11 protein-coding genes and 1 pseudogene are annotated in these 14,003 nt (G+C 76.5%); 8 read left to right on the forward strand and 4 right to left on the reverse strand.

Translation table 11 applies throughout. The features are described from left to right. A complete protein-coding gene (locus VKZ81_RS18640; RefSeq protein ID WP_324242872.1) occupies nucleotides 1–1,014 on the forward strand; it encodes an acyl-CoA dehydrogenase family protein in 1,014 nt (337 codons plus the stop codon). Here VKZ81_RS18640 and VKZ81_RS18645 read toward each other — a convergent pair whose 3' ends face one another. Beyond that, nucleotides 1,015–3,663 (reverse strand): sensor histidine kinase, encoded by a 2,649-nt coding sequence (locus VKZ81_RS18645; RefSeq protein WP_324242873.1) that lies wholly within the window; start codon nucleotides 3,661–3,663, stop codon nucleotides 1,015–1,017. A gap of 409 nt (nucleotides 3,664–4,072) precedes the next feature. Here VKZ81_RS18645 and VKZ81_RS18650 point away from each other — a divergent pair, with 409 nt between their 5' ends. After that, entirely contained in the window at nucleotides 4,073–5,404 is a 1,332-nt protein-coding gene (locus VKZ81_RS18650; protein WP_324242874.1) for an ABC transporter substrate-binding protein, read from the forward strand. 7 nt (nucleotides 5,405–5,411) lie between these two features. On the opposite strand, the gene VKZ81_RS18655 is transcribed toward VKZ81_RS18650, so the two are convergent. Continuing rightward, complete coding sequence (locus VKZ81_RS18655; protein WP_324242875.1) at nucleotides 5,412–5,873, reverse strand: pyridoxamine 5'-phosphate oxidase family protein; 462 nt, start codon at nucleotides 5,871–5,873, stop codon at nucleotides 5,412–5,414. Nucleotides 5,874–5,934: 61 nt separating this feature from the next. Between VKZ81_RS18655 and VKZ81_RS18660 the strand changes: the two genes are divergently transcribed. From VKZ81_RS18660 to VKZ81_RS18685, 6 genes and pseudogenes are all read left to right on the forward strand, one after another. Then, on the forward strand, nucleotides 5,935–7,065 hold the full coding sequence (locus VKZ81_RS18660) for an NAD(P)/FAD-dependent oxidoreductase (protein WP_324242876.1): 1,131 nt from the start codon (nucleotides 5,935–5,937) through the stop codon (nucleotides 7,063–7,065). A gap of 11 nt (nucleotides 7,066–7,076) precedes the next feature. Then, nucleotides 7,077–8,271: pseudogene (locus VKZ81_RS18665) on the forward strand (RNA polymerase sigma factor). Between the two features lie 48 nt (nucleotides 8,272–8,319). Further along, the gene (locus VKZ81_RS18670) at nucleotides 8,320–9,225 is read left to right on the forward strand and encodes an SGNH/GDSL hydrolase family protein (RefSeq protein ID WP_324242877.1); all 906 of its coding nucleotides are present in this window, start codon (nucleotides 8,320–8,322) and stop codon (nucleotides 9,223–9,225) included. Nucleotides 9,226–9,314: 89 nt separating this feature from the next. Beyond that, nucleotides 9,315–9,644, forward strand: coding sequence for an ArsR/SmtB family transcription factor (locus tag VKZ81_RS18675; RefSeq protein ID WP_324242878.1), 330 nt, complete (start codon nucleotides 9,315–9,317; stop codon nucleotides 9,642–9,644). Beyond that, nucleotides 9,641–10,108, forward strand: coding sequence for an SRPBCC family protein (locus VKZ81_RS18680; protein ID WP_324242879.1), 468 nt, complete (start codon nucleotides 9,641–9,643; stop codon nucleotides 10,106–10,108). The genes VKZ81_RS18675 and VKZ81_RS18680 overlap by 4 nt, the downstream gene beginning before the upstream one ends. Beyond that, on the forward strand, nucleotides 10,105–10,776 hold the full coding sequence (locus tag VKZ81_RS18685; RefSeq protein WP_324242880.1) for a DUF899 family protein: 672 nt from the start codon (nucleotides 10,105–10,107) through the stop codon (nucleotides 10,774–10,776). The genes VKZ81_RS18680 and VKZ81_RS18685 overlap by 4 nt, the downstream gene beginning before the upstream one ends. 94 nt (nucleotides 10,777–10,870) lie before the next feature. On the opposite strand, the gene VKZ81_RS18690 is transcribed toward VKZ81_RS18685, so the two are convergent. Both VKZ81_RS18690 and VKZ81_RS18695 read right to left on the reverse strand, forming a co-directional pair. Continuing rightward, complete coding sequence (locus VKZ81_RS18690; RefSeq protein ID WP_324242881.1) at nucleotides 10,871–12,478, reverse strand: bifunctional 3'-5' exonuclease/DNA polymerase; 1,608 nt, start codon at nucleotides 12,476–12,478, stop codon at nucleotides 10,871–10,873. Next, nucleotides 12,475–13,992 (reverse strand): FAD-dependent oxidoreductase, encoded by a 1,518-nt coding sequence (locus VKZ81_RS18695; protein ID WP_324242882.1) that lies wholly within the window; start codon nucleotides 13,990–13,992, stop codon nucleotides 12,475–12,477. The genes VKZ81_RS18690 and VKZ81_RS18695 overlap by 4 nt, the downstream gene beginning before the upstream one ends. Nucleotides 13,993–14,003: the final 11 nt, after the last annotated feature.

The following is a 14,003-nucleotide window of genomic DNA, read 5'->3' on the forward strand; positions in this document are numbered from 1 at the left end:
ATGACGACGTCTGTGAACGCGGAGCTGCAGGAGCTCGCCGAGTCGATCTTCGGCGACGCCGCGTCCGGCGACACCGGGTTCGACGCCGCCCTGTGGCGCACGCTCGAGGAGACCGGGCTCGCCCGGCTCACCCTGCCCGCGGCGGCGGGCGGCAGCGAGGGCACCCTCGAGGACTCCGCGGTGGTCCTCGCGGCGGCGGGGGCGCACGCCGCCCGCGTGCCGCTGGTGGAGACCGACCTGGTGGGCGGCTGGCTGCTGCACGCCGCGGGGGTGCCGCTGCCGGACGGCCCGCTCACCGCCGCCGCCGGATCCCTCGAGGTGGACGGCACGACCGTCCGCGGGCAGCTGCGCCGGGTGCCGTGGGCGCGGGCCGCCGCGGGCGTCGTCGTCCTGACCGACGCCCACGTGGTGCTGCTCGACCCGGGCGCCGTCGAGGTCACCGAGGGGACGAACGTCGCGGAGGAGCCCCGCGACACCGTGTCGGTGGACGGCCCGGCCGCCGCCGTCGCCCCCGCCCCCGAGGGCGCCGCCGCCGAGCTGCGGCTGCGGGCCGCGCTGGGCCGGGCCCAGCTGCTCGCCGGAGCCGCGCGTGCCGCGCTGTCGGCGAGCGTGCGCTACGCGGGGGAGCGGGTGCAGTTCGGCCGCCCGATCGCGAAGTTCCAGGCCGTGCAGCAGCAGCTGGCGCTGGCGGCGGGCGAGGTGGCGGCGGCGTCCGCTGCCGCGTCGGCCGCGGCCCGGGCGGCCGCCGACACCGGTTTCGCGGCCCCGTCCACGCGGTTCGCCGTGGCCGCGGCCAAGTCGCGCACCGGGGAGGCCGCGGGCGCCGTGGCCCGGATCGCGCACCAGGTGCACGGGGCGATCGGCTTCACCCGCGAGCACGACCTGCGCCTGTGGACCACCCGGCTCTGGGCGTGGCGCGACGAGGACGGTTCGGACGCCGACTGGAACCGCGAGCTGGGCGCCACCGTCCTCGCCGCCGGCCCGGACGGGCTGTGGCCCCTGATCACCGGCTAGCTAGCCGTCGGACCGGTCGGAGCGGTCGGAGCGGCCCTCCTCCGCCGCCCGCTGGTGCCTGCCGTGGCGGACGCCGCGCTGGAAGGTGCTGAGCCGCCCGCGGACGGCCTCGGGGTCGCGCCCCGAGATCGACGGCGGCGGCTCGCCCGGCATCGCGCTGCCGGGCATCAGGCGCCCGCGCGGCACCCGCTTCGGCAGGCCGGCGCGGGTGAAGCCGGCGGTCTGGCCCTCGGTCGCCCGGGCGGCCGCCTGCCACACCGCGTCGGCGCGGGTGACGAACGCCGACGGGTCCGCCTGCCCCGCTCCGACCCCCGCGGCCACCGGCTCGCCCCGGGGGGACCGCACCGGCGCGTGGAACCAGCCCGACGTGACCTCGGCGAAGATCGGGGTGGCCTCCAGGTCGTCGGGGTCGGCCGCGAGCGGGTCGGCCGGGCGCGGCTCGGTCGGGTCGGGTAGCGAGGGCGGCGGGACGACCGGCTCGAACAGGTTGATCGGCTCCGGGCGCACGTCCGCGGCGGGCTGCGGCGCCGGCTCGGGTTCGGCCGCGGGCTCGGGCTCCTCGGCGCGCACCACCGGCAGCTGCAGCGTGGTCTCACCGCTGGTGGGGTCCCGGTCCGGCCGGGACCGGCCCGACGGCAGCGACGCGCCGTCCGAGCCCGCCGCGGCGCCCGCCGGCTCGGGGGTGCCGCCCGCCGCGCGGTGGGCCGGGCCGGGCGGCAGCACGATGCGGTCGGGCACGGCGGGGGAGGAGTCGGCGTCGAGGCGGGACCACACGATCTGGTCCGGCTCGTCCACGCGCTCGCCCACCAGCTCGGCGGGGATCGTCACCCGGGCGGTGACGCCGCGGTTGGTGGTGCCCGACGACGGGCCCATCGAGTCGGTGAACAGCCCCACCGAGATACCGTGCCGGTTGGCGAGCCGCCCCACCACGAACAGGCCCATGCGCCGCGACGCCGCCACCGACGCGGTGGACTCGGTCGGGTTGCGCAGCCGCTCGTTCAAGGTGCTGAGCTCGCTCGGGGAGAGCCCGATGCCCTCGTCGAAGATCTCCACCAGGATCGAGCCGTCCCGGGCCTGGCTGCAGCTCATCACCACCTGGCTGTCGGACGGCGAGAAGTTGGTGGCGTTGTCGAGCAGCTCGGCGAGCAGGTGCTGGATGTCGTTGGCCGCGGTCTCGGAGAACGTGGCGTCCGGCGGGTTCTGCACGACCACCCGCTGGTAGTGCTCGATCTCCGACACCGCCGCGCGCAGCACGTCCAGTACGGGGACGGGTTCCGCCGCGGGCCGCGGGATGTCGGCGCCCGCCAGGACGAGCAGGTTCTCGCAGTTGCGGCGCATCCGCGTGGCGAGGTGGTCGAGCCGGAACAGGTCCGACAGCTGCTCGGGGTCGACCTCCCCCTCCTCCAGCTGCTCGATGAGCACGAGCTGCCGGTCGACCAGCGCCTGGCTGCGCCGGGAGAGGTTGACGTACATCGCGTTGATGTTGTTCTGCAGCGTGGCCTGCTCGGCGGCGAGCCGCACGGCCTGCTCGTGCACCGCGTCGAACGCGCGGGCGACCTCGCCGACCTCCTCGCGGGTGGTGACGGGCACCGTGGCTATGTTGATGTTCGGAGCGGTGCCCTCGCGCATCCGCCGCACGGCTTCGGGTAGCCGGTCCTGGGCCACGGTGATGGCGGCGCGGCGCAGCGTGCGCAGCGAGGCGATCATCCCGCGGGCGACGAGGCCGACGATCACGCCGGCGAGGACGATCGCGAGCAGCAGGACGGCGCCGTTGGCCCACGCCTCGACGAGCGCGCTCTGGCGTCGTTCGGCGACGGCGGTGCGCAGCTCGGCGCGCAGCCCCTCGGCGGCGGCGTCGAGCTCGCCGAGGAAGCGGCTGTAGACATCCGCGACGGTCGCCACGCCGTCGCCCTCGGGGGGCGCGCCGGCCAGCACGGACTGGACGAGGCCGTTGCGGGCGGTGTTGCCCGAGCCCGGGATCAGCCCGGCGTAGCGCACGCGCTGGGGGGCGTTGAGCGACACCCGGAAGTCGGCCAGCGCGCTCTCCAGGCGCGCGTTGGTGAACTGCAGATCCGTGGCGAGGGTCGGGGTCAGGCCGGTGCGGACCGAGACAGCCATCTGGGCCTGCTGCAGGGTCGCCTCGTTGCGCGCAGCGCCGAGCCCGGCGAGGGCGTTGGCGAGGCCGGTGACCTCGGAGGTGTTGATGTTGCGCAGCAGCGCGGTGTCGAGCTGCACCAGCTGCTCGATGAGCTCGGAGTAGCGGGTGAGGACGGCCTCGGGGGGCGCGTTGGACCGCGTGACCACCTCACGCAGGGGTGGGAGCCGGGAGATGGCCTGCTCGGCCTGCTGCTGGACGAGCACGAGCGCGGGCACGTCCTCGGCCAGCCGCGCCACGGCGTCGCGGCTGCGCGCCGCGCGCTGGTCGACCGCGCCGATCACGCCCTCGAGCGCGCGCTCGTCGACCCGGCCCTCGGCGACGAACTCGGTGGCGCGGTACCGCTCGCGCTGCACGTCGACGACGAGGGACGTGACCATGCCCTGGGTGGCGACGAACCGGGAGACGAGGTCGCGTTCCTCGGCCTCGGTGACCTGGTCGAGGATCCGCATCGTGCCGAGCGCGACGGCGAGCACGAGCGGTACGACGACCACGACGGCGAACTTGACCCGTACGCTCCAGTGGCGCGGAGACGGCCACGCGGACCGCCGGCGGGCGGCCGGCCGGTCGTCCGTTGTCACGTCGGTCTCTCTCCACTCGGGCGCTGGGGAGCGAGGCGGCCCGCCCTGGCCGCCCGGGGCACCATGATCACCTGCATGCGCAGTGTAGCCAGGGTCACCCATAGTTGTCGGCAGGTGGACGCCACGATGCGCTGAACGGGTGGTCCGCCCGCTGCGCTGCGTCATGGTATGGGCACCGCCGGTGGACCGTCCCGTGGTCGCGGCATCCCGCGTGTCCCACCTCTCTCGAGTTTGACACGTCAGATGTCTGCCCGTGATGCTTCGCTCCGGTCAACGACCGCGACGACCGGACACCACCCCGCACGGCGATCACGAGGACGGTATGCAGGACGGCACAACCAGCGTCTCGCGGTCGACCCGTCGGCAGTTCCTCCGGACCGTCGGCGCGGCCGGGCTCGGCGTGCTGGGTGCGGCCTGCGCCGGCGAGCCTCGGTCGGCGGCGCCCGTCGCCGGGGCCCCCGCCGACGTGGTCAGGATCGGCTACGTGAGCCCCGAGACCGGCCCCCTGGCCGCGTTCGGGGCAGCCGACCGGTTCGTCGTCGGGGCGCTCGCGGAGCACTTCGCCGCCAATCCGATCGAGGTGGGCGGCCGGCCGCACCGGGTCGAGATCGTCACCCGCGACAGCCAGTCCGACGCGAACCGGGCCGCCGACGTCGCCACCGGCCTCGTCCTCGCCGACGGGGTCCACCTGATGCTGGTGTCGGGGACGTCCGACACCGCGAACGCGGTCGCCGACCAGTGCGAGGCGGCGGGCGTGCCGTGCGTGGCGACCGCGATCCCGTGGCAGTCGTGGATCTACGGGCGCGGTGGGCGGCCCGACGCGGGGTTCGCGTGGACGTACCTGTTCGGGTGGGGCCTCGAGGACGTCCAGGCCGTCTACGCCGACATGTGGGACCAGATCGCCACCAACCGGACCGTGGGCGCGCTCTGGGTGAACGACACCGACGGCCTGACCTGGGGCAACCCGGAGGCCGGCCTGCCGGCCGCCATCGCGCAGCGCGGCTACACGCTCGTCGGCCCCGGCAACTACGTGCGCGGTACCCGGGACTTCACGCCGCAGATCCGCGAGTTCCGCGACGCGGGGGCCGAGGTGCTGCTCGGCGCGTGCGGCCCGGCCGACTTCACCGCGTTCTGGCGGCAGGCCGTCGAGCAGGGCTACCGGCCGAAGATCGCGACGATCGGCAAGGGCATCCACGTCCCGGCCACGGTCGCCGAGATCGGCCCGTCGGCGGTGAACCTCGCCACGGAGGTGGGCTGGTCGCCGAACCACCCGTTCACCTCGTCGCTCACCGGGCAGAGCGCGGCCGACCTGGCCGCCGCGTTCACGGCCGCGACGGGCGCGGCGTGGGCGCAGCCGATCGGGTTCGCGCACGCGCTGTTCGAGGTCGCGGTGGCGGCGCTGGTGGCGGCCGGGTCCGTCGAGGACCGCAGGGGGATCGCAGATGCGCTCGCCGCCCTGCGGCTCGACACGGTCGTCGGCCCGCTCGACTTCGCCGCGGGTCCGGCGCGGGGGGTCGCGACGATCCCGCTCGTGGGCGGCCAGTGGCGCCCCGGGCAGAGCGCGCCGTACGAGCTGGTGGTCGTGAGCAACGCCCGGCACCCGCAGATCCCGGTGGGGGGCGCCGTCGAGCCGCTCCGCGGCCCCGTCCGGTGACGGGGGGTCAGCGGCCGAGCTTGCGGAAGTCCCAGCTCGTGATCTTGTCCGGGACCAGGCGGAGCCAGGCGTGGCGGCCGTCGTGGGCGAACGGCCCGCCGCCCAGGTAGCGCTGGGCGAAGAGGCGCTCGGGGCCCTCCAGCTCCGGCACCGGTTCACCGGTGCGGGGCACCTCCCCGACGACCTCGACGCGTCCGCGCAGCTCGACGCCGCGCAGCTCCCCGTAGGCGGTGCCCGCGTCGACGACGACGGCGACGCGGGGGTCGCGTTGCAGGTCGGCCCACCGCTGGCTGCGCACCACCGACGTCAGCCACAGGGCACCGCCGTGCCAGGCGTACCAGAGGGGCGTGACGTGCGGGCCGCCCGGACCCGCCGTGGCGACCCGACAGGTGCGTTCCTCGGCCAGGAAGGCGTCGACCTCCTCGGGGGTCATCGCGATCCGGCGGCCCCTGCGCTGCTCCTGCGTCACGGGCCGACGGTAGCCGACCCGGTGCGCCCGCCCGGCCGGTCGGGCGAGTACAACGGCAGGAGTGGACGACGAGGTCGACGTGGCGGTGGTGGGCGCGGGACCAGCCGGGTGCGCCGCGGCGCTGCGGGCGCTGCAGCTGCGCCCCGACGTCCGCGTGCTGCTGGTCGACGCCGCGGAGTTCCCGCGCGAGAAGACCTGCGGCGACGGGATCGCCGCTCACGCCCTCGACCTCGTCGAGGCGCTCGGCGTGCCGGGGGTGTCCCGGCTCGGCCCGCCGGTGCCGCGGATGCGGCTGCGCAGCCCCGGCGGGAGGGTCGTCGAACGCACCTGTGCCCGCCCCAACCGCGTGGTGCCGCGCATCGTCTTCGACGCCGAGCTCGTGGCCGCCGCCGTGGCGCGGGGCGCCCGCCTGGTGCGCCACCGCGTCCGGCGCCTCGACGTGCGGGCCGACCGGGTCGTGATCGACGGCGCGCTCGCCGCCCGCGTCGTGATCGGCGCCGACGGCGCGAACTCGACCGTCCGCCGGGCGATCGGCGCCCCGGTCGCCCCGCCGTCGGCCGTCGCGGTGGCGGTGCGCGGCTACGCCCGCACGGCGGTGGACCCGGACGCGCTCGTCATCGAGTTCGCCCGCGGCCCCTACCCGGCCTACGCCTGGTCGTTCCCGCTGCCCGGCGGCGGGGCCAACGTCGGGTTCGGGGTGTTCGACAAGCGCGGCAGCGGTTCGCGCGCCGAGCTCGTGGCCGCTCTGCGGGCGCTCCTGCCGGGCCACGAGCCCGACCCGGCGTCGGTCCGGGGCCACCACCTGCCGCTGTCCACCGCGCCCCGCTACCACCCCGACGGCCGCGTGCTGCTCGCCGGCGACGCCGCGGCGCTGGTCAACCCCCTGACCGGGGAGGGCATCTTCGACGCGCTCGCCTCCGGCGCGCTGGCCGGGCGGGCGGCGCTGCTCGGCGCGGCCGCGGGTGCGGCGCACCGGGCCGCGATGCGCCGCACGTTCGAGCGCCACCACGCGCACGGCGCCGTGCTGGCCCGGCTGCTGCGCCGCCCCCGGTTCCTGGATGCCGCGGTGCACGCGGCGGCGCGGCGCCAATCCGTGTTCGACGCCGCTGTCGACCTGGGGCTCGGGCGGGGGACGGCGACGCTGTCCGCGCTGGCCCACGTCGCCCTGAGTTACGCGCTCACCGCTTCCTAGGGTCGGCGACCGTGGTCCGCGCGGCGCTCGCGGACGTGCTGCGCCCGCTCGCCCCGCAGGTGCTCGCCGTGCTGGTGCGCCGGCACGGGCGGTTCGAGGCGCGCGAGGACGCGGTGCAGGAGGCGCCGCTCGCCGCCTCCGCCCGGTGGCCGGCCGAGGGCGGGCCGGACAACCCGCGGGCCCGGCTGCTCACCGTCGCTTCGCGGCGGCCGGCCGACCACTGGCGTGCCGAGCGTGCGCGGTGGCGCCGCGAGGCGACGTCGGCCCTGCTCGAGCGCCGCGGCGCGGCCGCGCCGGTCGAGCCGCCCGCGTCCGACGACACGCTCACGCTGCCGTTCCTGCGCTGCCACCCGGCCTCGACCCCTCGCAGGTGGCGCTCACCCTGCGCGCGGTCGGCGGGCCCACCACCGCCGAGATCGCGTTCCTCGTGCCCGAGGCCACGATCGCCCAGCGCATCAGCCGCGCGAAGCGCACGGACGCGGGAGCCGCCTTCGCGACGCCGGACGAGGCCGAGCGGCCGGCCCGCCTCGCCGCGGTGCTGCGCGTGCTCTCCCCCTGTCGAGCAGCCCCGCCACCTCGCCGTCGTCGGGCAGAAGCCCGTGCAGGCCGCGGACCAGCCGCAGCGCCTCCCGGGTGAGGTCGGGCCGGTGCAGGTCGGGCCCCGAGGTCGCGGCGTCTCGCCCTGATGCTCATCACCGAGGCGTGCAGGCCCGCCCGCACCCACCCGACGGCGACCGGGTGCCGCTCGCCGAGCAGGACCGCAGCCGCTGGGACCGCTGCCTGCTCGCCGAGGGCATCGCGCTGATCGAGCGGACGACGGCGCGCGCCCCGATCGGGCCCTACCAGCTGCAGGCGGCCATCGCCGCGGTGCACGGCGAGGCCGAGCGGGCCGGGGACACCCACCGAGCACAGATCGCGCAGCCGTACCGGGTGCAGTCGGTGGTGGCGCCGGGGCCGGTCGTCACGCTGAACCGGGCCGTCGCGGTCGCCGTGGTCGACGGCGCGGCGGCGGGCCTCGACCTGCTCGCGACGCTGGAGGGCGGCCCGCTCGCCGGCCACCACCGGGTGGCGGCCGTACGCGCCCACCTGCCGGAGATGGCGGGGGAACGGGCCGCGCCGCGGGCGGCCTACCGCGAGGCCGCCCGCGGGACGGCCGGCGAACCGGAGCGGCGGGACCGGGAGGAGCGGGCCGCCCGGCTCGGGTGAACCGCGAACCCGGCAGTAACGGGTCGATCACCGCGTCGTTGATCCGGTGTGCGCCGCTCCCCGGTCCGATGGGTCGCCCCGCTCGTGCTCGCCGCCGTCGTGCCGTTCGCGACGGCCGCAACCGCCGCCGCGGAGCCCGGCCAGGCGTCCGTGCAGCGCTACGTCGCGCTCGGCGACTCCTACGCCGCCGGCCCGCTCGTGCCGGTCACGACCGGCGAGCCGGCCGGGTGCCTGCGGTCGAACCAGAACTACCCGTCGGTGGTGGCGCGGAAGCTGGGCGTCGCCGAGTTCCGCGACGCCAGCTGCAGCGGGGCGAGGACCGACCACATCACCGGCCCGCAGAGCGTGCCGCTGGGGGAGAACCCGCCGCAGCTCGAGGCGCTGTCGCCCGACACGCAGCTCGTGACGATCTCGATCGGCGGCAACGACATCGGCTTCGCCGACATCGTCACCGAGTGCGCGCAGCGTTCGCCGCAGCGGCCCACCGGCAGCGCGTGCAAGGACCACTACACCGCGGGCGGCACCGACGGCCTCGCCGAGCGGATCGACGAGGCCGCCCCGAAGGTGGCCCGCGTGCTGGAGGCGATCCAGGACCGGTCCCCGGACGCGCGCGTGCTGCTCGTCGGCTACCCGGCGATCCTGCCCGACGAGGGACCGGGCTGCTTCCCCGTGGTGCCGTTCAGCCCCGGCGACGTCGAGTACCTGCGCGGAGTCGAGAAGGAGCTCAACGCGATGCTGGCCGACGTCGCGGACCGGGCCGGCGTGCGGTACGTCGACACCTACACACCGTCGATCGGCCACGACGTCTGCCAGCCGCCGGGCAGGAAGTGGGTGGAGGGCATCGTGCCGACCGCCCCGGCGGCCCCGGTGCACCCCAATGCGCTCGGCATGCGGGAGATCGGCGAGATCGTCGTCGACGCGCTCGGCGACGCGTCGTCCCGGGCCACCGCCTGACGGGTCGCGTTCCCACCGCACCCCCTCGACGGGGGTTGACTCGGCTCCTATTCTCAACCTCGAGGTTAATTAACCGAGAGGTTTGGTACGTGGAGAAGCTGGACGCCGTGTTCGCGGCGCTCGCCGACCCGACCCGGCGCGCGATCCTGGCGCGGCTGGCCGACGGCGAGGCCACGGTCACCGAGCTGGCCGAGCCGTTCGCGATGAGCCTTCCCGCGGTGTCGAAGCACCTGAAGGTCCTCGAGCGCGCCGGGCTGATCAGCCGCGGGCGCAACGCGCAGCAGCGGCCCTGCCGGCTGGTGGCCGCCCCGCTCGCGGACGTCGCCGAGTGGGTGCTGGCCTACCGGCGGTTCTGGGAGGAGAGCTTCGACCGCCTCGACGAGCACCTGCGGGAGATGCAGGAGGGAGGCCGGGCGTGAGCACGACCCGGGAGTTCACGATCACCCGGGAGTTCGCCGCGCCGCGCGAGCTCGTCTTCCGGGCCTGGACCGACCCGCGCCACCTCACCCGCTGGTACGGGCCGCGCGGCTGCTCGACGCCGCTGGAGTCGATCAGCGCGGACGTCCGCCCCGGCGGCGCGTGGCGGGCCACGATGATCCTCGACGCCACCGGCCAGGAGTTCCCGACCGGCGGGTTCTACCTGGAGGTCCGCCCACCGGAGCGGCTCGTGTTCACCTGGCGCGAGCCCGGCGGGGACGCGGAGTCGGTGATCACCGTCGAGCTCGCCGACCTCGGCGACGGGCGGACCGCGATGACCTTCCACCAATCCGGCTTCACCACCCAGGAGACCTGGGAGAACGTCCAGGACGGCTGGGAGAGCGCGCTCGAGCGCCTCTCCGAGCACCTCGCCGGGCACACCACCGAGGAGGGAACCGGATCATGAGCACCCCGACCCGCACCGAGCTCCCGGTGCAGGCGCTGCCTCCGATCGTCACCGCGGAGGAGTGGGAGGCGGCGGCCGCCGAGCTGCGCGCCGCCGAGAAGGCGCACATGCGCGCGGGCGACGAGCTCGCGGCCCGGCGGCGCCGGATGCCGATGGTGGAGTTCGGCTCCTACACCTTCCGGGGCGCCAACGGGCCCGCGACCCTGCTCGACCTGTTCGAGGGCCGCCTGCAGCTGGTGGTCTACCAGTTCATGTCCGGGCCGCCGTGGTGCGAGGGCTGCTGCATGTTCACCGACCAGATCAGCGAGCTCGCCCACATCCACGCCCGCGACACCACGGTGGCCAACGTGTCGCTCGCCCGGTACGAGGACCTGGCCGCGCTGCGCGAACGCATGGGCTGGCAGGTGCCGTTCTACTCCTGCGCGGGCACCGACTTCGCCGCCGACTGCGGCACCGCCGAGGGCTTCGGGCTCAGCGTGTTCCTGCGCCACGGCGACCGCGTCTTCCGCACCTACTTCACCAACGGCCGGGGCGTCGAGGCGGTCGGCACGGTGTGGTCGATCCTCGACCGCACCCCGCTCGGCCGCCAGGAGACCTGGGAGGACACCCCGCCCGGCCGGCCGCAGAGCGCCCCGTACGACTGGTGGCGCCTCCACGACGAGTACTGATCGAACCCGATCTGCGCGCGTTCGCGCCGCTCATCGGCCGCTGGATCGCCTCGGGGCGGACGGTCGACGGCGTCGCGGGCGCGGGGACCGACGCCTACCGGTGGCTGCCCGGCTGGCGCTGGTCGTAGCCCTCGACCACGCGGACCTGCATCGGGAAGCGCACGGGGGTGTTGCCGAACAGGCGCCTGCCCGCGGTGGCGGCGGCCGCGTGGACGGCCGCCGCGGCCTCGTCGGCCACCTCCGCGGGTGCGTGCAGCACCACCTCGTCGTGCTGGAAGAACACGATGCGGGCCGGGCTGCCCGCCGCGCGCAGCAGCCCGCGCAGCTCGGCGAGCATCACCAGCGCCCACTCGGCCGCCGTGGCCTGCACCACGAAGTTGCGGGTGAACCGCCCCCTGGCCCGCGCAGCGGCGGGCCGCTCGTCGCCCGGACGCGCGGGTGGGCAGGTGCGGCCCAGGTGCGAGCGCACCAGGCGGCCCTCCTCACCGGCCCGCGCGGCGTCCTCGACGAACGCCATCGCCGCGGGATACCGACGGCGCAGCGTGGCCAGCAGGACGGCGGCACCGCCGGAGGTCTGGCCGTACATCGCCGAGAGCAGCGCGAGCTTGGCCTTCGCCCGGTCGCCGTCGAACTCGCGGGCCGCGAGGGCGGTGTAGAGGTCCTCCTCGCCGGGGGCGAGGGCGTGGTCGCCCGAGAGTGCCGCCAGCACGCGCGGCTCCAGCTGGGCGGCGTCGGCGACCACGAGCCGCCACCCGGGGTCGGCGCGCACCGCGGCCCGCACCGCCTTCGGGATCTGCAGCGCGCCACCACCGCGGGTGGCCCACCGCCCGGACACGACCCCGCCCACCACGTACTCGGGGCGGAACCGGCCGTCGCGCACCCAGGTGCGCAGCCACGCCCAACCGTGGGCGGAGTGCAGCCGGGCGAGCTCCTTGTACTCCAGCAGCGGGGCGACCGCCGGGTGGTCGACCCGCTCGAGCTCCCAGGAACGTGTGCTGGTGAGCTCGTGTCCGGCGCGGGCGAAAGCGCGCAGCAGCTCGGCGGGGGAGTCGGGGTTGACCGGGCGCCCGAACGCGGCGGCGACCTCCTCGGCCAGCGCCGCGAGCCTGGGCGGCCGACCGCCGAGCGGCGGGCGCGGCCCGAGCAGCTCGACGAGGAGGTGGTCGTGCACGTCGGCGCGCCAGGGCAGGCCGGTCGCCGTCATCTCCTCGGCCACCAGCATCCCGGCCGACTCGGCCGCAGCGAGCAACCGCATGCGTGGCCCGGCCGCCGCGAGCGCCCGCTGCTGGGCCGCGTGCACCGCCACGACGTCGGCGAGCTCGTCGCCGGGCGGGGCGGCGTCGAACAGCGCGGGCGGGCCGTCGTCGGCGGCGGGCGGGTCGGGCTCGGGGGTGCGTCCCTGGAGGCGGGCGACGGCGGCGGCGAGGCCGTGCGGCTCGCCGAACCTCCCGTCCGCGGCGACGAGCAGGCCCTCGACCAGCTCGACGTCGTGCGCGCGGCCGACCTCGACGCCCGCGGCGAGCAGCCGGCGGTAGCTGCGGGCCCGCGCGAACACCCACCGCGGCGCCTCGGCCTTCTCCACGGCGGCGACCGCGTCGAGGTCGGGCAGCGTCTCGGGCGGTGCCGCCGGGCTGCCGTCGGAGTGCAGCCGCTGGATCCGCGGCGGGCCCTCGCGCGGTCCGGGGGTGAACGCGACCCTCACCGCGACCGCGGCAGCAGCCCGGCCAGCAGGCCCCGCTGCGGGCCGCCGCGGATCTCCTCGGGGCCCGCCCCGACCTCCGCGAGCACGTCGTTGGCCGCGAGCACCCCGGACACCGCGGCGCGTTCCATGAGGCCGGTGAGGAATCCGGTGTCGACGTGGTCGCCCGCCACCCGCACGCCGCGCCCCTCGCCGGTGACGGTGAGCCGGGCCGCCGCGCCCCCGGGCGGGAACGTCGGCGCCGTGGCCTCCATCCGCGCCACCTCGTGCACCACGCGGGCGGCGGCCGTCTCGGGCCACAGCGCGGCGAGCTCCTCGCGCATGCGCGCGGCGGCGGTGGCGGCGTCGGGGGCGGTGCAGGCGTAGGAGTGCAGCTCGACGACCGAGCCGCCCGTGCGCGCCGCCCAGCGCAGCGACGGCTCCTCGAGCCGGGAGTAGACCGTGATCGAGTCGAGGGTGCGCTCGCGGCTCACGGCGCTGAACGTGGCGCGGTCGGCGCGGACGTCGCGGTCGAGCCACAGCCGGGTGACGGCGAACGGCGGCGCCACCGGGATGGCGGAGGCCTTGGCCGCCAGCCGCGGCACCGCGGCCGCCGCCTCGGGCGACGCGGCGAGCAGCGCCCGCAGGGCGGGCGGGTCGGTGGCGAGCACGAGGTGGTGGGTGTGGAGGGCGTCGTCGTCGAGCTCGACCCGCCAGCCGTGCCCCGCGGCGGGCGCGATCGCGCGGGCCGGGGTGGCCGTGCGCACCTGCGCCCCCAGCTTCTCGAGGTGGGCGGCGAGCGGCTCCCAGATCGCGCTGCGGTGGTCGGTGTCGGGCGCGTCGAAGCCGATGCCGTGCGGGTTGCCCAGGAAGTAGTAGTGGAACATCGCGATCAGCTCGGCCGCCGACAGCGCGCCGGGATCGGCGAAGAACGAGCGCGCGAACGCCTCGAACAGCATCGCCTGGGCGCGGTCGGACAGGCCGAGCGAGGCGAGGAACCGGGCCGCGGGCACGTGGTCGAACCGCTCCGTGGTGCGGCGGCGGTCGTAGGCCAGAAGCTCCGCCGCGAGCGCGGTGCGGGACCCGAGCAGGTCGCGCAGGCCGAGGCTGGGCGAGCGGGCGAACAGCGCGACGAGGTTGAGCGGCGGCGCCGCGGGCAGGTCGGTGAGGTCCTCGGCCGGCCAGTCGCGGGAGATCACCGGGTAGCCGGGTACGGGGCGCAGGAAGCCCAGCTCAGGGTCGATGCGCCGCAGCACGGCCCGCCAGGTGTGGTAGTGGCGGAAGAACGCGTGGAACCCGTGCTCGACCACCTGCTCGGTGCCGTCGGGCAGCGTGTGCGGCCAGGCGCCGAGCCGGCCGCCGAGCGTGGGCGCCGCCTCCAGCAGCGTGACGGAGACCCCGCGTTCGGCCAGCACGACCGCGGCGCTCACCCCGGCGATCCCGCCGCCGACGACGACCGCCTCGGTGCCGGGCGGGGCCTCGCGGGGACGTGCGGGGTCCGCCGGGACGAGCACCCGTGTGCGCGGTTCACGACTCACGGCCCGACCTT

Origin of the sequence: Pseudonocardia sp. (assembly GCF_035305885.1) — a bacterium.
In the GTDB taxonomy this organism is placed as follows: Bacteria; Actinomycetota; Actinomycetes; order Mycobacteriales; family Pseudonocardiaceae; genus Pseudonocardia.